This window comes from Emticicia sp. GW821-FHT11C11, from assembly GCF_058808615.1.
In genome coordinates, this window is the sequence record NZ_JBXARV010000002.1 from 178,723 (window position 1) to 197,143 (window position 18,421).

12 protein-coding genes are annotated in these 18,421 nt (G+C 43.0%); 7 read left to right on the forward strand and 5 right to left on the reverse strand.

Translation table 11 applies throughout. The features are described 5' to 3' along the window. Nucleotides 1-10: 10 nt before the first annotated feature. Complete coding sequence (gene mutY, locus AC1RRY_RS10670; RefSeq protein WP_492821020.1) at nucleotides 11-1,081, reverse strand: A/G-specific adenine glycosylase; 1,071 nt, start codon at nucleotides 1,079-1,081, stop codon at nucleotides 11-13. Between the two features lie 295 nt (nucleotides 1,082-1,376). On the opposite strand from mutY, the gene AC1RRY_RS10675 reads away from it, so the two are divergent. The 4 genes from AC1RRY_RS10675 (at nucleotide 1,377) to AC1RRY_RS10690 (ending at nucleotide 5,812) form a co-directional block, all read left to right on the forward strand. Next, on the forward strand, nucleotides 1,377-1,661 hold the full coding sequence (locus tag AC1RRY_RS10675; protein ID WP_492821018.1) for an HU family DNA-binding protein: 285 nt from the start codon (nucleotides 1,377-1,379) through the stop codon (nucleotides 1,659-1,661). A gap of 73 nt (nucleotides 1,662-1,734) precedes the next feature. Next, complete coding sequence (locus tag AC1RRY_RS10680; protein ID WP_492821016.1) at nucleotides 1,735-2,562, forward strand: tetratricopeptide repeat protein; 828 nt, start codon at nucleotides 1,735-1,737, stop codon at nucleotides 2,560-2,562. Between the two features lie 331 nt (nucleotides 2,563-2,893). Beyond that, nucleotides 2,894-4,444: an Rne/Rng family ribonuclease gene (locus AC1RRY_RS10685; RefSeq protein ID WP_492821014.1), complete on the forward strand. Its 1,551-nt coding sequence runs from the start codon at nucleotides 2,894-2,896 to the stop codon at nucleotides 4,442-4,444. Nucleotides 4,445-4,543: 99 nt separating this feature from the next. Then, nucleotides 4,544-5,812, forward strand: a complete 1,269-nt coding sequence (locus AC1RRY_RS10690) for a DUF2264 domain-containing protein (RefSeq protein WP_492821012.1) — start codon at nucleotides 4,544-4,546, stop codon at nucleotides 5,810-5,812. Nucleotides 5,813-5,831: 19 nt separating this feature from the next. Here the strand turns inward: AC1RRY_RS10690 and AC1RRY_RS10695 are convergent, their stop codons facing one another. From AC1RRY_RS10695 to AC1RRY_RS10710, 4 genes are read right to left on the reverse strand one after another with little or no spacing between them, the layout of a single operon-like run. Then, on the reverse strand, nucleotides 5,832-6,836 hold the full coding sequence (locus AC1RRY_RS10695; RefSeq protein WP_492821010.1) for a phosphotriesterase family protein: 1,005 nt from the start codon (nucleotides 6,834-6,836) through the stop codon (nucleotides 5,832-5,834). Between the two features lie 10 nt (nucleotides 6,837-6,846). After that, nucleotides 6,847-8,994, reverse strand: a complete 2,148-nt coding sequence (locus AC1RRY_RS10700; protein ID WP_492821008.1) for an FN3 associated domain-containing protein — start codon at nucleotides 8,992-8,994, stop codon at nucleotides 6,847-6,849. 44 nt (nucleotides 8,995-9,038) lie between these two features. Next, nucleotides 9,039-10,493: a DUF1501 domain-containing protein gene (locus AC1RRY_RS10705; protein ID WP_492821006.1), complete on the reverse strand. Its 1,455-nt coding sequence runs from the start codon at nucleotides 10,491-10,493 to the stop codon at nucleotides 9,039-9,041. A 39-nt stretch (nucleotides 10,494-10,532) separates the two neighbouring features. Then, nucleotides 10,533-12,878, reverse strand: a complete 2,346-nt coding sequence (locus AC1RRY_RS10710; protein ID WP_492821004.1) for a PSD1 and planctomycete cytochrome C domain-containing protein — start codon at nucleotides 12,876-12,878, stop codon at nucleotides 10,533-10,535. Nucleotides 12,879-13,202: 324 nt separating this feature from the next. Between AC1RRY_RS10710 and AC1RRY_RS10715 the strand changes: the two genes are divergently transcribed. The 3 genes from AC1RRY_RS10715 (at nucleotide 13,203) to AC1RRY_RS10725 (ending at nucleotide 18,393) form a co-directional block, all read left to right on the forward strand. Further along, complete coding sequence (locus AC1RRY_RS10715) at nucleotides 13,203-14,357, forward strand: threonine aldolase family protein (protein ID WP_492821002.1); 1,155 nt, start codon at nucleotides 13,203-13,205, stop codon at nucleotides 14,355-14,357. Nucleotides 14,358-14,504: 147 nt separating this feature from the next. Beyond that, nucleotides 14,505-15,596: a creatininase family protein gene (locus AC1RRY_RS10720; protein WP_492821000.1), complete on the forward strand. Its 1,092-nt coding sequence runs from the start codon at nucleotides 14,505-14,507 to the stop codon at nucleotides 15,594-15,596. Between the two features lie 220 nt (nucleotides 15,597-15,816). Next, the gene (locus tag AC1RRY_RS10725) at nucleotides 15,817-18,393 is read left to right on the forward strand and encodes an FtsK/SpoIIIE family DNA translocase (RefSeq protein ID WP_492820998.1); all 2,577 of its coding nucleotides are present in this window, start codon (nucleotides 15,817-15,819) and stop codon (nucleotides 18,391-18,393) included. Nucleotides 18,394-18,421 lie beyond the last annotated feature (28 nt).

The following is an 18,421-nucleotide window of genomic DNA, read 5'->3' on the forward strand; positions in this document are numbered from 1 at the left end:
AATTGGTACCTCAGTTCTGAAACTCTTTATGGTGTTTCTTCAGATACTTCTCAATCAGAATCGGCTTAGGTAAATGCTCTACTTCTTCCCAATCAAAGAAATCATAGTTTACAGGTAATGGTATACTTAACTCCCCCTCAATTACTAAATGCCAGAATCGCACCTCTATCCGCTGATGTGTCAATATATGCCTGTAAACCTCAGAGGTACTTCTGATAACAGCCGAAGGTAACAATGCCAGTAGAAAATCATTATCGTTCTCCTCAATTTTCATTAAGGTGTCATTGCTTTCAACAAGATAAAAATCGTACAATCCCTCCCATATATCTTTAGGGCCGCGCGCACCCATCAGTAATTTCCCGGCCTGCTCAATTACAAAATAATCAAAATATCGCTTTCTGGTTTTTACTTTTTTCAGTTTAACAGGCAGCACTGCCTGCTTACCCTGCAGATTGGCCTCGCAGGTATCATGAAATATACAAAACATACAGCCCGGATTCAGGGGTGTGCAATACGTTGCCCCAAACTCCATTACCGCCTGATTATGTATAGCCGGAGCATCTGCCGGAATCAACTCATTAGCCAGCTCACTGAAAATTCTTTTTGCTTCATGACTGGCAATGTCTGTTTCTATGTCAAATATTCTGGCCAATACCCGGTAGACATTCCCATCAACCACTGCCACTTTTTCGTCAAAAGCAAAAGATGCTATGGCTGCAGCTGTATAAGGGCCAATACCTTTCAATTTCACCAGATCATTATAGGTTCCCGGAAACACTCCATCCCAATCGTTCACTATGATTTTGGCTGTCTGGTGCATATTTCTTGCTCTTGAGTAGTAGCCCAGACCCTGCCAGAGCCTCAGAACATCTTTCTCATCGGCTTCTGCCAGAGCAGTTACGGTTGGGTATTTTTCAACAAATTTATTATAGTAAGGTAATCCCTGCACTACACGGGTTTGCTGCAAAATAACTTCCGACAACCAAATCTTATACGGGTCATTTGTGTTCCTCCAGGGTAAATCTCTTTTGTTGGCATAATACCAGTTGCGGAGTACTTCGGAAAACGTTTGTCTTTCCAATTTTTATTGAAGTTTTCTTGAGAATCTCTTATTTTTTCTTTTCCAAAATATTTGTTTTGCCATAAAAAAATATATAACTCACTAATTATTAAGCAATTATAGGAAAAATTTCTAAAATCTTTTTGGCATAGTATTGTTAAATCCTGTATCTTTGCAAACCCAAAATAAAACCAAAGAGTTTGGAGATGTTAAATTAATAAAACTAAGCGTCTGCTTTATTTAGTTTCTTACGTCCTTTCAATTCAGTAGTTATCTTGGTAAAATCAATAATAAAACCTAAAAATAAGTTACGAACGTGACTAAAGCAGAAGTAATTTCAGCAATTGCCGACAAGACTGGCGTGGACAAAGCAAGTGTATCATCTACACTTGAGGCATTTTTTAACACAGTAAAAGACACATTAGCCCAAGGCGATGCAGTCTATGTTAGAGGTTTCGGAAGTTTTGTAAACAAGAGAAGAGCTGCTAAAAAAGCTCGTAACATTTCTGCTAAAACTACGGTAACCGTACCGGCTCACTCTGTTCCAGGCTTTAAACCGGCCAAAGAATTTACGGAACAAGTGAAAACCAACGTAAAATAATTTCAATGCCTCAAAAGGGCAAATTGACCGATTGTGGATAGCGCGATGCGCTATCCACGATTATCCAGAATCTATGAAACGACATTTTTTAATACTAATAGCAGTCTCGATAGCCCTCACGGGCTTTCTTTATTATCGACCCAAAGTGGTTGTTAAAAATGAGGCTAAGTCTAATCGTGACAAAGTAGCCAATAACAAACCGGCTGCTACCGGCAACGAAAAGGCAGACATTACCACTCAGGCGCCTAAACTATCGCCCGAGCAGGAAAAACAAATAGCTGATCTGAAGCAGAAATTAACATCTGCCACCGAAAAAAAAACCATTTACGGCCAGCTGGCGGAGGTCTTTGCCGAAGGAAACCGCTTTGACAGTGCCGCCGCCTATGTAGAGAAAGTAGCGCTGGTGCAACCGAGCACAGAAAACTGGCTGAAAACAGGCGATGCTTATTTCCAGGCTTTCAATCTGGCTCTGAAACCCGAAAATGTTGAATATCTGGCTAATAAAACACGGGCGGCCTATAATAAGGTATTAGAAAAAAGCCCGCGCCAGTTGCAGGCAAAAACGAATCTGGCCATGACATACGTGCAGACCGATTCGCCAATGCAGGCAATTATGATGCTTCGCGAAGTGCTGGCAGAAGAACCTAATTTTGAACCGGCGCTGATGAATATGGGGGTATTATCGATGCAATCGAACCAATATGCCAAAGCTGCCGACCGTTTCAGACAGGTGTTGCGTATTAATCCTGCCAATGTAAACGCGCAATTTGGTTTAGGTTATAGCTTGCTTGAGTCTGGCGAAAAAGAGCAGGCAAAAAAAATACTGCTGGATCTGAAACAAAAAGTTAAAGAACCGACTTTATTAGAAGAACTGAACAAGACTTTGGAGAGTATAAAATAATTCACTATCTTTGCGGTTCGATAAAAAACACCGTTTGACGGTCGCCCCCATCCCTGAAGGGGGGAAAATATAAAATACTTTTATTGAATAATACACCTCTTCAGGGGTTGGGGTTTCTAATCATTTACAATTATGCCTTGCGGAAAGAAAAGAAAAAGACACAAGATGTCAACTCACAAAAGAAAGAAACGTCTTAGAAAGAACCGTCATAAGAAGAAATAATCTTTCTTAAAATTTGATAGTCATAAGTTCCATTAATTTTTGCACTTATGACTATCAACACCATCATTTAGCCAAAACAATATCTAAACCTCTTGATTCTACCTCAGTTTTGAGCAACGAATTATATATCAGTACCACACAGAAAGGTGATAGGATAGCCCTCGTACAAGACAAAAGGCTACTGGAATATCACTTTGATGAGACGGAACACCAGTTTTCCGTCGGAGATATCTATTTGGGTGTTGTGAAGAAAGTGGTACAAGGCAACAATGCTGCCTTTGTAGATGTTGGCTATGATAAAGATGGTTTCCTTCACTACAACGAAATCATTTCGTATAATTCTCTCAGCAAATTTGTCAAAGACGTTATCGCTAAGCGTCCTGTCAATCTTCGCCTGAAAGGTTTTCATTTAGAAAAAGATATTGATAAACTAGGTAAGATTAACGAAGTTGTTACCAAGAATACTCCTATTCTGGTGCAGGTCGTGAAAGAACCTATTTCTACCAAAGGGCCACGGTTATCGTGCGATATCTCTATTGCAGGTCGTAACATTGTACTCGTGCCATTCAGCTCTTCGGTTAATATCTCTAAGAAAATAACTAACAAACAAGAACGCCAGCGTTTACATAAGTTAGTATCTTCGACTAAACCTGAAAACTTCGGGGTGATTGTCAGAACCGTTGCCGAAGGTAAAGATCTGGACGAATTAAAACGAGACATTGATTTTTGCGTAGACAAATGGGAGTCAGGGATGAAAACCCTGCGTGATGCCAAGCCTCGCGACCGGATTATCAGCGAAATGGACAGAGCATCTTCCATTCTGCGTGATATGTTGAATGACGATTTCGACAATATCTATGTTGATTCGAAAGAGAACTTTGATGGCATCAAAAGTTTTTTGCATACCATTGCTCCTGAAAAAGAAAGAATTCTGAAACTCCATTCAGGAAAAACCAAACTTTTTGAACAGTTCGGTATAGAGAAACAAATAAAATCTCTGTTTGGACGCTCAGTAAGTTTGCCGGGTGGTGGTTACCTGATTATTGAGCATACTGAGGCATTGCATGTGATTGATGTCAACAGTGGCAATAAATCAACACAGGAGGGTGATCAGGAGTCAACTGCTTTGACAGTTAACCTTGAAGCAGCCAAAGAAATAGCACGCCAGTTGCGTATGCGTGATATGGGCGGTATTATAGTGATCGATTTCATTGACATGAAGAAGAACGAGAATCGTCGTTTGATTCAGGAAGCAATGAAAGAGGAAATGAAAGGCGACAGGTCGAAATACACCATTCTGCCTATTTCTAAATTCGGTCTGCTACAGATTACCCGTCAGCGTGTGCGCCCTGAAATGAATATTGTAACCCGTGAAACCTGCCCTACTTGTGGTGGTACCGGTACTATTCAGGCGAGCATTGTTATTACCGATTTAATCGAGAATAATCTGGACTATATCCTTTCGAAACAAAACGAAACGGGTATCAGTATTATTCTGCACCCATTTGTGTATGCTTACTACCGCGAAGGCATTATCTCTAAGCAACTCAAGTGGTTCTTCAAATATCGTACCTGGATAAAACTGGTGAAAGATTCTTCTATCGGCATCACCGAATTCCATTTCCTGAATAAACACGGAGATGAAATTGAAATAAGTTAATTCAATTCCTTATTCTAGTCTCTTAATTCACCGGCATCTTTTGCATGGGTTGCATGCCATTGATTTTAGGCATATCTTGCCATAAATTATATTCAACCCATGAACCGCCGAGACTTTATCCAGAAAAACACAATGGCAGGTTTTGCCCTTGTTACAACCCAAGCTCCTATTCAGACCAGTATTATTCACGCCAAAGACGATACCCGCCTTTACTGGGCCAGGCTGCTTTATAAAATTGCCGAGCCCGTTCTCAAAAACCTTAGCGAAAACACCCTACAAAAAAACTGGCAGGTTGAATACAGCCCTATATGGGACAATCGAAATGCAAAAGTAGCATTTCTGGAAGGTTTTGCCCGTACCATGACAGGCATAGCACCCTGGCTCGCCCTGCCCGATACCAACACCGAAGAAGGGAAATTGCGTAAAAAACTAAGAACATATGCACTCGGAAGTATCAAAAACAGTGTTGATCCGGCGAGTCCTGACTACATGCTCTGGCGAAAAGAAGGACAAACACTGGTAGATGCCGCATTTTTAGCTCAAAGTTTTCTGAAAGCACCCGAGGCTCTCTGGCAACCGCTGGATGAAATCACCAAAAAACGAGTGATAGAAGAATTCCGATTGTTAAGAAGGGTTGTACCGGGAAACAACAACTGGTTGTTATTTTCAGCCATTGTGGAGGTATTTTTATTATATGTTGGCGAAGAAGCTGACCGTTTCAGAATTGATTATGGACTAAGGATAATTGAAAGTTTTTATGTGGGTGACGGCTGGTTTAAAGACGGAGAGGTTTTCCACATGGATTATTACAATTCTTTTGTGATTCATCCGATGATAGTAGATGTACTTGATACGATGCTGAAAGTGCATCAGAGACAATCGCCTGATAAGAAGAATCAGGCATTGGAAGATCAATACAATAAAGCCGTGAAAAGAATGCAAAGACAGGCCGATTTTCTGGAAAGGCTGATTTCTCCTGAAGGCTCTTTTCCTCCGTTTGGTCGCAGTGTCACCTATCGTCTGGGCGCATTTCAGGCATTAGCTCATTCAGCTTTATTGCATCAATTGCCTGAAGGAGTCAGCCCCTCACAGGTTAGATGTGCCATAACTGCAGTGATGAAGCGCATGTTCGGACAGGAAGATACTTTTGATAAGGCCGGTTGGTTAACGCTGGGTTTTGCAGGGCATCAACCCGGCATTGCTGATTCTTACTCCAATGCAGGCAGCATGTACCTGACCACACTGGGATTCCTACCATTAGGCTTACCTGAATCTGACCCATTCTGGTCTGCACCTGATGAAGAATGGACACAGCAAAAAGCCTGGTCGGGCAAACCATTCAAAAAAGATAAAGCAATAGGTTATTGATTAAGAAAAGAGAGACTATTCAGACCTTACGAACACGTAATGCAAATGCTTCAGCAGGATTCCTAACCAGAAGCTGTTCGAAATCTTTATCGGTAAACCCTTTTTGCTTTAGCAGAGGGAACAATTCTTTGAAGATATTGGTAAAGCCCTTGAACTCTCCCCCATCGGGTTCATCTGGTTTATACCAACCGGCATCATGCGAAATCAGCAGGCGGTTCAATACACCATTTGATTTCATTAAATCTATTGAATCGGCATAGGTTTGAAAGTCTCCCCAGCCTATGCCATCTAAACTTACCCATGTACCCATGCGGGCTGCTTTAGTATGCCCTGCTTTATTGTTTTCACCTTGTGCATGCACCCACACAAAGGCTGATGGACTCACACCTACACTTTTTAATACTTCAATTTCTTCTGCTGCAATGTGCCAGGGGCCTGTATGCGAGCAGATGGTAAGCCCCGTTGCCAGATGTGTAAGTCCTGCCGCTTTAACCAGTTTTTGATGAATATCCGAAAGACTCTTTCCTCCGTCTACCCCTATTTTGATAAACCCGGGTTTGATTCCGGTGCCGTCGATACCCTCTTTAAATTCCTTTATCCATCTATTGGCCAGTTCCTGAGCAGATTCCGTAAAAGCCCATTGAGGCAGGTACTTGTTTCCCACTGCTCCATAATACCCTGTATTGGTGAGTATTTGTAAGCCTGTTTTCTCCGACAGTAATTTAAACAATTCCACATCCCGTCCTAAAAAGTTGGGTGTACAGTCGAAAACCGTTTTAATACCAAAGGCTTTTACTTCGTTCAGATAAGGCAATACTCTGGCTATTACTTTCTCTTTATCCCAACGTGATTTGTTTGTTTTGTCGGCTCCGATAAAGTCAACCAGAAAATGCTCATGTATCAGGGTTTTACCCATCTCAGAAGCATTAATTGGCCCATTGATGGTCATTACCTGCAGTTTTCTCTGTCTAAAGGCTGATAACGCCAAACCGGCCAGTAAAAACGAACGGCGCGAAATTTGCATAGTACAATTTTTAGTTGAAGAGGATTTCATCTATAAAAAACCAACCCGGTTTCCCTTTATCCGGATGCCACTTCGGCAGTTTCGGCAAAGGTTTCACTATCACTTTTATCACCTTATACTCACCAGGCTTGATAGGTACGTTGATACCCAGATTCACAGCACTTTGCATTTTGTCCGGTTGTTCAGGCACTACCCGCTGCAACTTCTTTAAATCTGCTTCACTATTACCTCCCCATACCTCAACGGTGGCTGGCGTCAGTATATGAGAGCCTGTTCTCAATAAATAACTAAGGGTAATCATACTAAGTGTAGTGGGTTTCTTAAACTCCAGTAAACTTACAAAATCTTCCTGCTGATAACCCAACCAGGCCGCATCTCCATGATTATCGTTCGGGCCTTTCTTCAAATCTATCAGGTTTTTTCCTCCTTTACCAGTGTATTGGGGTTTTGGCGCCGTCAACAGAATAGCGGTGTCTGCTACAAAGCCAGACTTAAAAAAAGTGTAAGATACGCTACCACTGGCTCGCCAGCTCTCTTTGGTGGCCATCGCCTTTATACGCGTATAGTTATCAATAACCAGCGGTTTCGTATAAATGTTTTCGGTGGTTGAGTCAGGGTCGGTGCCATCCAGTGTATAATGAATCTGAACATTCCGGAGCGTATGCTTTAACTCAATCGGTACGCCTTTTCTCAGAATAAAATCCTCATTGACCAGAATAGGCGGATTCAGTTTTAGTATTTCGTTCGGATTCTCCTTGTATCCGGCATCAAATACTACGCCTATATATTTTTTGGCAAACTCCTGAATGGCCAATGAGTCCAACGAGGTATTCCATACAAAGACCTCTTTCAATGCAGGCAGTGTCATCAGTTTCTGTAATTGAGCCTTACCAACTTTAGTACCCGACAAAGTCACCGAGCTCAATTGTTTACACAAAGCCAATTGATCTAAAGTATTACCGGTAATATCGGTCTGATTCAGATTAAGTTTTTCAAGATTCGGGAATTGAGCAATCAGTTTAATATCTTCATCTTTCACAGGCATTTTAGACAGGCCCAGTTCTATCAACTGCTCTTTTACTTTCGACAGGTTTTCGAGTGATTTCCGGTCAAATTTCTTACTTACAAAAAACGCTGCTTCCAGTGCCGGAGAACCCGTCGCCAGAGGCGTTACCACACAAAATGGCGTATTTACTTCTGCCAGCGTACTTTCTGATGCCTCCGGAAAATTATAGTTTTTTTCAGCTTTCCCGTTACCTGCTATTTTCGATGCCAATGTCCGGGTTTTGGATATTTCAGGATAATCTCTGACCAGCTTTTTCATATTGGCTCCTTCCTGAATCCAGGCAGTCAGTAAAGCGATCTCTTCAAAAGTCAGTTGTTCCTTACCTTTGGGCGGCATGTGTTCTTTTTGCTCAACAGGCAAATGTACCCTTTGTAACAATAAGCTATTCAAGGTATCTCCGGCTTTCCACAAAGCCCCGTGTTTGCCTCCTTTCAGTATTTTTTCTACACTGCTCATATTCAATTCCCCTTTCACCTTCTGGTCATTGTGGCAGGCCATACATTTCTTTTCCAGAATAGGCAGAATAGCTGCCTGATACAGATTGTTGTCGGGTGCGAATGATAGGGCATTCTCTTTACTTTCAAAAGCCTCAAACACATAATTTTCGCCGTGTGTAATGGCTGCACCATAATGGCCCGCGACCATGAACAGTATCAACCCTCCTGCCGAAAGCAATTGAAGTACTTTTGTTCTGCGACTTAATTGTTCATAAAACCAGGTTAAAGCATAAGTGAATAAACTTACACCCGCACCCGTCCATTTGTGCCATTGCAGCAAATGGGCGTCATATCCTCCTTCTCTCGACAGAAAAAAGCCCATCAAAGCCACTATACAAGACGTAAGTGCTGTAATTATAAGCATCAGCTTTACAAAAAAACCATAGCTTTTCGGATCAATCTCTTTCCTTAGCAGTATAATCAGCACCAGAATAATAGAGAACCCGATAGGAAGATGCAACAACATGGGATGAAGCCGTCCGAAGGGACTCACCCACAATGGTATTTTTACCCGCTCTTCAAATGCGAGCAGAAAAATCAGCAGAATATTAAAAACTAATAAAAGATACGAGCTTGCTTTATAGAAACGATTCATCGATGTGTTCAGGGTGCAATAGGTGGTTCAGACAGAAAGCAGGATCAGGCCATAATGCCGGGCACCAGCTTACCTGCTACGTCGGTCAGTCGGTATCTTCTGCCTAAATGTTTATAGGTTAGTTGCTCATGGTTCATTCCCATCAGGTGCATCACAGTCGCATGGAAATCGTGTATGTGCACCGGGTCTTTTATGATATTGTATCCAAACTCGTCTGTTTCGCCATATACAATCCCGGGTTTTACGCCTCCACCTGCCATCCAGATGGTATAGGCTCTCGGGTGGTGGTCGCGACCGTAATTATCTTTAGTAAAGCTACCCTGACAATAATTGGTTCTACCAAACTCCCCACCCCATATCACAAGGGTTTCATCCAGCAAGCCTCTTTGTTTCAAATCCATAATCAATGCAGCCGACGAACGATCTACGTCTTCTGCCTGCAAAGGCATTTCGTTGGGTAGGTTGCCGTGCTGATCCCATCCCTGATGATACAACTGTACAAATCGTACGCCAGACTCAGAGAGTTTTCTTGCCAGCAATGCATTGGCTGCATAAGTACCAGGCACCAAGCATTCAGGACCGTACATTTTCACGATATGGTCAGGCTCTTTCGATAAGTCGGTCAATTCAGGCACAGCGGTCTGCATGCGGTATGCCATTTCGTATTGCTGTACTTTGGCTTGCACTTCCGGGTCGCCGTTGGTTTCAAATCCTAAATGATTCAGTTCAGCCAGTTTGTCTAACATCCGGCGACGGGTTTCTTTATCTATCCCGTCAGAATCTTTCAGATACAGAATCGGGTCTTCTCCACTGCTGAATACCACCCCCTGATGGGTAGAATCCAGAAAACCATTGGTCCATAATTTAGAATATACCCCTTGCCCGTTACCCCGTCCGCGTGAAAGTAATACACAAAAGGCAGGTAAATTCTTATTCTCGCTGCCCAGCCCGTAGCTCATCCAGGCACCCATACTCGGTCGGTTACCCACCTGTGCACCCGTTTGCAGGAATGTCAAAGCAGGGTCATGGTTAATGGCCTCGGTATTCATGGTCTTGATGATACAAAGCTCATCCACAATCTTGGCCATGTTAGGGAACATATCACTTACCCAGGCGCCCGATTGCCCATACTGTTTAAAATCAAAGTAAGAGCCAATCAATGGAAACTTGGTCTGATTGGCGGTCATGCCCGTCAATCGTTGCCCTCCTCTGATGGACTCCGGCAGGTCTTCGCCCGCCATTTTGTTGAGCAATGGTTTATAGTCGAAAGTTTCCAGTTGCGAAGGCGCCCCATTCTGAAACAGATAAATCACTCTTTTGGCTTTCGGGGCAAAGTGTGGCAAGCCCAATGGCAATTGCGCCAGGTTTTCTTCTCCACCTGTAAAAAGATTAGGGATCATTAATGAACCCAAAGCCATGCTACCCAAACCCACTGCCGATTTGCTCAGAAAATGCCTGCGGGTAATATTCAATCTGTTTTTGAAAAATTCGTTTTCCATCTGAGAAAATTAAAATCGATAAATGGCAATCAAAAATGGCTATATGCGGGTAATAGCCTCCTCCATGTTATACAACATCTGAATGGTTTGCATCAAGGCAGCGGCTGATGCTTTGTCTTTCACTGCTTCATGCTTGTATTCGCCTATATTCAGCAGCCTTTCGGCTCTTTTCAAATCTTTTTTCAATAACCCTGCTTCGTTGGTAAAGTATTGCTTTACAATGACCATCTCTTTTTCATTCGGCTTGCGGCAAAGCACTTTTCTGAATGCCTTTTCCAGTTTGGTGTCATAGCTGTCGTTTTCCAGCGAAAGTTGTTCTGCCAATACCCTCGACCCCTCTATCATCTGCGGATCGTTCATCATCACCAACGCCTGCAAAGGTGTGTTGGTACGTACGCGCTGCACTTCACACTGGTCGCGGTTGCTGGCATCAAAAATCAACATGGTGGGTGGTGGAACGGTGCGCTTGATAAATACATACATGCCGCGCCTGTACAGGTCAGATTCATGGTCTTGTACATATCTTGACAAACTGCCCCGGCCTGATGTAGCCACTTCCCATAATCCTTTCGGCTGATACGGTTTAATACTCGGCCCGCCGATTTCATCATTTAATATGCCACTGCTTGACAATACATAGTCTCGTACGTTTTCAGCCAGCAGACGAATACGCGGGCTGCGCGCCAGATAAATATTCTCAGGGTCGGTTTTCAGATGTTTATCTGTCACGACTGACGACTGCCTGTAAGTGGCCGACATCACAATCTTCTTTACCAGTCGTTTCACATTCCAACCTTTTTCTCTGAAATCCACAGCCAGCCAGTCGAGCAACTCAGGGTGCGATGGCAGCTCTCCCTGCATACCAAAATCGCCCAGGGTTTTCACAATGCCTCTGCCAAAAAACTGCGCCCAAAGCCGGTTAACATATACTCTCGCCGTAAGCGGATTTTTAGCATCCAGCATCCATTTTGACAGCCCTAGCCGACCTCTGCCATATTTTAGAGTATCAAAAGCCATCACTCTTTTAGGCAAGCCGAAGGTCACCGAATCTCCATGCGAATCATAATTTCCCCGGTTCAGCACATAAGTAGTGCGTGTTCTGGAAGTATCTTTCATCACCATTACCATTACTTTGGCCGTATCTTTCTTATTGATAAACTTCAATAATGATTTCACATCGGCATCGGTAATGGCCATATTCGGCGGATCAGCAAAAGAGGCATCGATCGTTCCGAAAAGTCCTTTCTCAGGCACCTGATTGAAGAAAGCAAAAGTGCGGTAATAATCTTTCTGAGAGATCGGATCATACTTATGGTCATGGCATTTGGCGCACTCAAACGTCAGTGCCAGAAACGACTTACCAAAAGTATTGGTGCGGTCGGTCACGTATTCTATTCTGTATTCTTCGTCAATTACACCGCCTTCCTGCGTAATCTTGTGGTTCCGGTTAAATCCGGTTGCCAATAGCATTTCCTTCGACGGTGAACCGCTACCATCTGGATTAGGCAATAGGTCTCCGGCTAATTGCCAGCTCAGAAATTTACTGTAAGGATAATTATCATTATAGGCGTGAATCACCCAGTCTCTCCAGGGCCACATGGTGCGCAGTCCGTCATCCTGATACCCATGCGAATCGGCATACCGGGCTACATCCAGCCAGTAGGCAGCCATTTTCTCACCATAATGCTTATTTTTCAACAACTCATCCACTATTTTCTCATAGGCGTTGGCCGAATTATCTTTCAGGAATCGCTCCTGCATTTCAACCGTAGGAGGCAAACCGATTAAATCAAGACTCACTCTTTTCAACAATTGTTCTTTATCTGCCTCTTCGTTGGGTTTCAGCCCTTTATCGCGCATTTTGTGGTACACAAAATTATCTATTTCGTTCACTACCCAATCTTCATCTGCTTTCGGCACATTCATTTTTTCAGGTGCAATAAACGCCCAGTGCTCTTTATATTTTGCTCCCTGTTTAATCCATTTTTTAATCAGATCAATTTCATGCTGCGTTAGTTTCAGATTAGATTCTACCGGGGGCATTATCTGTGTAGAATCTTTAGCAGTAATTCTCAAAAACACCTCTGACATATCCGGGTTACCTGCTACAATAGCATGTGCTTTCGGGTTATCTTTTAAGGCTGCATAGGCACCCTCGGGGGTATCCAGCCGCAGGTTGGCCTCTCTCTTATTGGCATCGGGGCCGTGGCATTTAAAGCAACGGTCTGACAGGATCGGACGGATATGAAAGTTATAATCTACTTCATCGGGCATAGCCGATGTTTCTGCAGAAGCGCTGGTACAATTCCAGACCACAGAAGCAATGCCTACCGTAACAAGGCAAAGAAGGAAAAAGTATTTAATTTTTACGGTCAGAGTTTTCATTTAGGGGGTTTGAATAAAGATTGCCTGGAAAACAAAAGTAGTACTTTTTCTAGAAAAAATGAAACAATTTAATACATTATTAAAAAAATTTAAAAATAAAACTGCCCTTTTTCTCCTTTTCAATCAATTATCAAATCTATTCAAAAAAGGGTGTTTTTACATAGGGATACTGAAATATTAATTCATATTGTCAGATTCTGTTAATAATAACGACAAGTTTGCGAATATGACTACCGGTTTGCTTTAAAAAATAAGTTTATCATTTCCTGACCTTGAAATTTATCTGTATTTTTAGTGATTCTCTCTTAAACACTTCGCAAACGCATGAATCACCTACAACGCAGGAGTTTCCTGAAAATGTCTTCCTTGCTTTCAATGGCGCCTGCCTTATCGGCACAAGCCTTTATGCCTGACGAAAACGTTTCTGATACCCCAAACGCATCCGTCAATTTCGTATCCGATGGCTTGGTTCTTACGCCTGCAGCTTATGCTGAATTGCTGGCCGATATAGTAAAAAAGAAGAATCTGACAGCAGATTATTACTCACAAAATGGTTGCGTGGAAGAACTGGAAATAAAAATGGCTCAACTATTGGGTAAAGAAGCGGCAGTTTTTATGCCAACGGGCACGCTGGCCAATCATCTGGCCATCAGGACACTGGCAGGCAAAAATAGCAGGGTGATTCTGCAACACGAAAGCCATGTCTATAACGATACCGGCGACAGTACCCAGATACTGAGTAATCTTAATCTGATTCCATTAGGTTTCGACAAAGCTACTTTTACTGTAGACGAAGTAAGCGAAGTGCTGAAACGCACAGCAGGTGGTAGAGTGGCCTCTAAAGTCGGGGTAATCTCAATAGAATCGCCTGTGCGTAGAAAAACCGGAGAAGTGTTTGACTATGAGCTGATGAAGCAGATTGCTACTTTGGCCAAAGCAAACGACATTAAAATGCATCTTGACGGAGCAAGGCTATTTCTGGCATCGGCCTATACAGGCATTAGCCCTGCCTCTTATGCCTCTTTGTTCGATACCGTTTATGTCTCGCTTTATAAGTACTTCAATGCCGCCTCAGGTGCTATTCTGGCGGGACCTAAAGAACTGATTGCACCAATGTATCACGCCCGACGAATGTTCGGTGGCGGTTTGCATCAGGCATGGCCTTATGCGGCTGTAGCCCTCCACTATCTCGATGGCTTTTCTGAGCGATACGCGAAGGCAACGAACATAGCCGAAGAACTGATAAAGAGACTGAATGCACGTGAAGCATTTAAAGTAGAGCGTATTGCTAACGGAACAAATATTTTTAAATTAACTGTAAAAGGCATTGCACCAAAAACATTGGCCGAAAACCTGAAGAAAAACGGCATTATAGCCCGCCCCAATGAAAGCAATGGGTTTAATCTACTGGTGAATGAGTCGTTGCTTAACAGCAATGCCTCTGCTTTGGCCGGCACGTTTGTAGATAGCTTGAAATAAATTCATAAAAACACCCAATGAATTGGGTGTCTATCGAAACAAAGGTTGTAATTCTATCAATACCGACTTAATTCGGTATCATCTATAAAAAATAACCGGTGAATTTATTCACTGTAATCGATATAACTAACCATTATTCCCTTTGATATGAAAAAAATCTACTCCCTTATACTCCTAAGCATTACACTCAACAGTTTTGCACAACAAGGTAACCCGGCAACCAACGAGGCCATATATCTGGAAGACATCAGCTGGACAGAAGCCAGAAAAATACTGAACCGTGAAACGGTAATTGTAATCCCACTCGGGGCGGGTGCTAAAGAACATGGTCCTCATCTACCCCTTTCAACTGATTTCCTGCAAGCAGAAGCACTGGCAAAAAGAGTAGCTGCGAAAAAAAAGGTAGTTATCACTCCTACTGTCAGCTATGGATTTTATCCGGCTTTTCTTAAATATCCGGGTTCTACCAGTACCTCTTTTGCTACTGCTACCAATATGGTCGTAGAAATTGTGAGGAGTCTGGCCGGATACGGGCCACGACGGTTTTACATCATCAATGTCGGGGTCAGCACCACCCCCACGCTTGAAACCGCAGCAAAAACGCTTGCTGAGGAAGGTATATTACTCTATTTTAGTCGTTACGACCGCCCCTCTTTCGATAAAGCAGAAGCCCGTTTCAGAACCAAAACTTATAGCGGACATGCCGACGAACTGGAAACCTCTAACGTATTAAGCATCCGCCCCGATTTAGTTGATATGGGCCAGGCCGTGAACGACTCGAGCATGAAAGGCAAAAGTGGCAACATGACACCTGTAATGATTGAAGGAGGAAACCTGAACACCAGCGGAATCAATGGCTATGCCGCTCTGGGTACCAGAGAAAAAGGAGAGAAAAATCTGGCATCGTTTGCTCATGAACTCATGAAAGAAATTGACAGTATTGCTACTTGTGCGCTTCCTTCGATAAAAAACAGAACAGCAGAATTTGCGCAGTACGTTGGTACTTATGAAGACGCCACCGGAAGAAAACTGGTGATAAGCCAGAATGACAATACGCTACATTTTGTATGGAACGGACGAGACACCCGGAATTTCTTTCATCTCTATCAGGATGCCCCCGATTATTTTTCGTCAATGAACATGAATATCCTGTTTGTGAAAAACGAGTCAGGGGTATTCAGCAAAGCCTGGTGCCAGTTCAGAGGGGAACGATTCTGGGTCACGAAGGCAGGCAGATAATTTTTTACAGGTAAATTATCAGTAAAAACGAGGTCATTACGTTTATTCTTAACAAGCATATTGTACCCGGCTATTACCTTGAAAATCACATTCCCGATTCGCTTGGCTACCAACCTTTTAAGGAACCATTAAATACTATTTTACCTGAATTTTAAGGGTTTTTATCCTAAGATTTATATATTTGTTTTAAAATTCATAGCTTTCCTAATAAAATTATAAGATGTCCGGTAATACATTTCGTAAAAAGCAGCCACCGAAGAATACCCAACGTACTGCTTCGAAAGGTTCGGGTAGCAGCGAAACACAAGGACCCATTGAGATTAACGTAAGTACTGAAAGCTACGTGCTGGCATTTGGAGCCTTCCTGCTTGTTCTCTCGGTCATTCTTCTCGTTTCATTCGTTTCACACCTGATGGTAGGAGATGCCGATCAGGATATCGTGCAACGTACTTTCAGTGCCTCACTTGAACAAACAGAGCTTAAGCCCCGCAACATGATGGGCTTAATGGGCGCTTATTTATCACACTATTTTATTTTCGAATGGTTCGGCATTTCTGCATTCGGCTGGATTCCTATTATATTCTGGGCTGGATTCCGGCTCGTTTTCAAAAAAGACTTATTGAATCAAAGCCTGAATCGCTTCACTATAGGCAGTGTTTTCTATATTTTCTGGTCAAGTATCTGTCTCGGTTATTTTGTTTCATTGTTTGAGTTACCCGCCGGGATATTCTGTGGCGGCATCGGTTATTCGGTCAACAAATTCCTTTATCATACCATTGCTACAGGAGGCATATTGATGATCATGCTGGTACTAGTTGCCTGGTTGATATTTTTTCACGGTTACTCTACTATCGACGACTGGTTTATAGTCAAAGTTTTCAATCGTGCGCCCAAAGAAGACCTGGCCACCGAACGTATCCGGAATGCAGTACAGGTAGACCTGGACGAAGATGTATTGCCTTTTGATGAACCGACATTCAGACGGAAAGAGCCTGTGCAGGAAGAGTTCCGCAGGTCTGAGCCAGTGTTGGAAGAAATAGAAGTACCCAGACCTTTTGAAGAAAAAGCATTTTCAGAGAATATCACGCATACACCTGCACCTTCAGGCCGTAACGGTGTTGAATTGGAAATAGAAAAAGCTGATCCTGCAAAAAGCACCCAAACCAATGAGTCTTTGAGAGGAGGTCCTACTTTCATTATTGAAGACACCAGAACCAATGAAACGCCACAGGAGGATGAAGACGGCGACCTGGATGAAGATGATGTCAATGAAAAAGTACTGAAAGACCACGGCTTGTACGATCCTACACTCGACTTAGGCAATTATCAATATCCACCGGTAAATCTGTTGAGCGAATACAACAATGCCGGAGGAAAAGTAACCGAAGAGGAATTGGAGGCCAATAAGAACAAAATCGTAGAAACGATGCGCAACTTCCAGATTGGTATCTCGAGCATCAAAGCTACCATTGGGCCAACGGTTACACTTTATGAAATTGTTCCTGATGCCGGTATCAGAATATCTAAAATAAAGAACCTGGAAGACGATATCGCGCTAAATCTGGCGGCTTTGGGTATTCGTATCATTGCTCCCATGCCGGGTAAGGGTACAATCGGTATTGAGGTACCGAACAAAAACCGGGAGATGGTAACTATGAAATCGGTGATTTCGAACGAGAAATTTCAGAAAAGTACTTTCGAGCTACCAATCATTTTAGGCAAGACTATTTCAAACGAGGTATTTATTACTGACCTCGCCAAGATGCCCCACTTGCTGATGGCCGGTGCAACCGGACAAGGTAAGTCAGTCGGTCTGAATGTGATTCTTACTTCTTTGCTTTACAAAAAGCACCCGTCGCAAATAAAGTTTGTGCTGGTTGATCCCAAAAAGGTAGAGTTAACACTTTATAACAAGATAGAACGGCATTTTCTGGCCATGTTGCCAAACTCTGAAGAGGCCATTATTACCGATACCAAAAAAGTAATCTATACGCTCAATTCTTTGTGTATTGAAATGGATAACCGCTATAACCTGCTGAAAGATGCCGGAGTACGGAATATCCGTGAATATAATGTCAAGTTTGTGCAACGTCGCCTGAATCCTGAAAAAGGCCATAAATATTTACCATATATAATACTTGTTATAGATGAGTTGGCCGACTTGATGATGACCGCCGGAAAAGAAGTAGAGCAACCCATTGCACGCCTTGCCCAGCTTGCCCGTGCCATTGGTATTCACCTGATTGTAGCTACGCAACGCCCCTCGGTAAATGTGATCACAGGGCTTATTAAAGCCAACTTCCCAGCGCGTTTGTCGTTCAAAGTAACTTCAAAAATTGATTCACGAACCATCCTCGATACCGGAGGATCAGAGCAACTGGTAGGCAATGGCGACATGCTGCTTTCAATGGGGTCTGATATGGTTCGTCTGCAGTGTCCGTTTGTTGATACGCCGGAGGTGGAAGAAATATGCGAGTTTATCGGAAGCCAGAGAGCCTATGAGTCGGCCTACATGTTACCTGAGTTTTATGGTGACGATGAAGGCGAAACACAGGATTTTGACGCGTCTGAACTGGATTCCATGTTTGAAGAAGCCGCACGCCTGTTGGTTACACACCAGCAAGGAAGCACCTCTCTGATACAACGAAAAATGAAACTGGGTTATAACCGGGCCGGTCGGATTATTGATCAGTTGGAAGGTGCCGGTATTGTAGGGCCATTTGAAGGCAGCAAGGCGCGTGAGGTACTGGTAAAAGACCTTACTCATCTGGAAGAAGTTTTACGTAATCTGCGTTAATATTAATCCCTGGTACAGATTTTTGGTC

Bases quoted from the DNA above. Each gene is read 5' to 3' on its own strand.
- AC1RRY_RS10720 (WP_492821000.1), top strand. From the start codon at position 14,505: ATGAAAAAAATCTACTCCCTTATACTCCTAAGCATTACACTCAACAGT.
- AC1RRY_RS10680 (WP_492821016.1), top strand. From the start codon at position 1,735: ATGAAACGACATTTTTTAATACTAATAGCAGTCTCGATAGCCCTCACG.
- AC1RRY_RS10710 (WP_492821004.1), bottom strand. From the start codon at position 12,878: ATGAAAACTCTGACCGTAAAAATTAAATACTTTTTCCTTCTTTGCCTT.
- AC1RRY_RS10700 (WP_492821008.1), bottom strand. From the start codon at position 8,994: ATGAATCGTTTCTATAAAGCAAGCTCGTATCTTTTATTAGTTTTTAAT.
- AC1RRY_RS10695 (WP_492821010.1), bottom strand. From the start codon at position 6,836: ATGCAAATTTCGCGCCGTTCGTTTTTACTGGCCGGTTTGGCGTTATCA.
- AC1RRY_RS10725 (WP_492820998.1), top strand. From the start codon at position 15,817: ATGTCCGGTAATACATTTCGTAAAAAGCAGCCACCGAAGAATACCCAA.
- AC1RRY_RS10690 (WP_492821012.1), top strand. From the start codon at position 4,544: ATGAACCGCCGAGACTTTATCCAGAAAAACACAATGGCAGGTTTTGCC.
- AC1RRY_RS10705 (WP_492821006.1), bottom strand. From the start codon at position 10,493: ATGGAAAACGAATTTTTCAAAAACAGATTGAATATTACCCGCAGGCAT.
- AC1RRY_RS10715 (WP_492821002.1), top strand. From the start codon at position 13,203: ATGAATCACCTACAACGCAGGAGTTTCCTGAAAATGTCTTCCTTGCTT.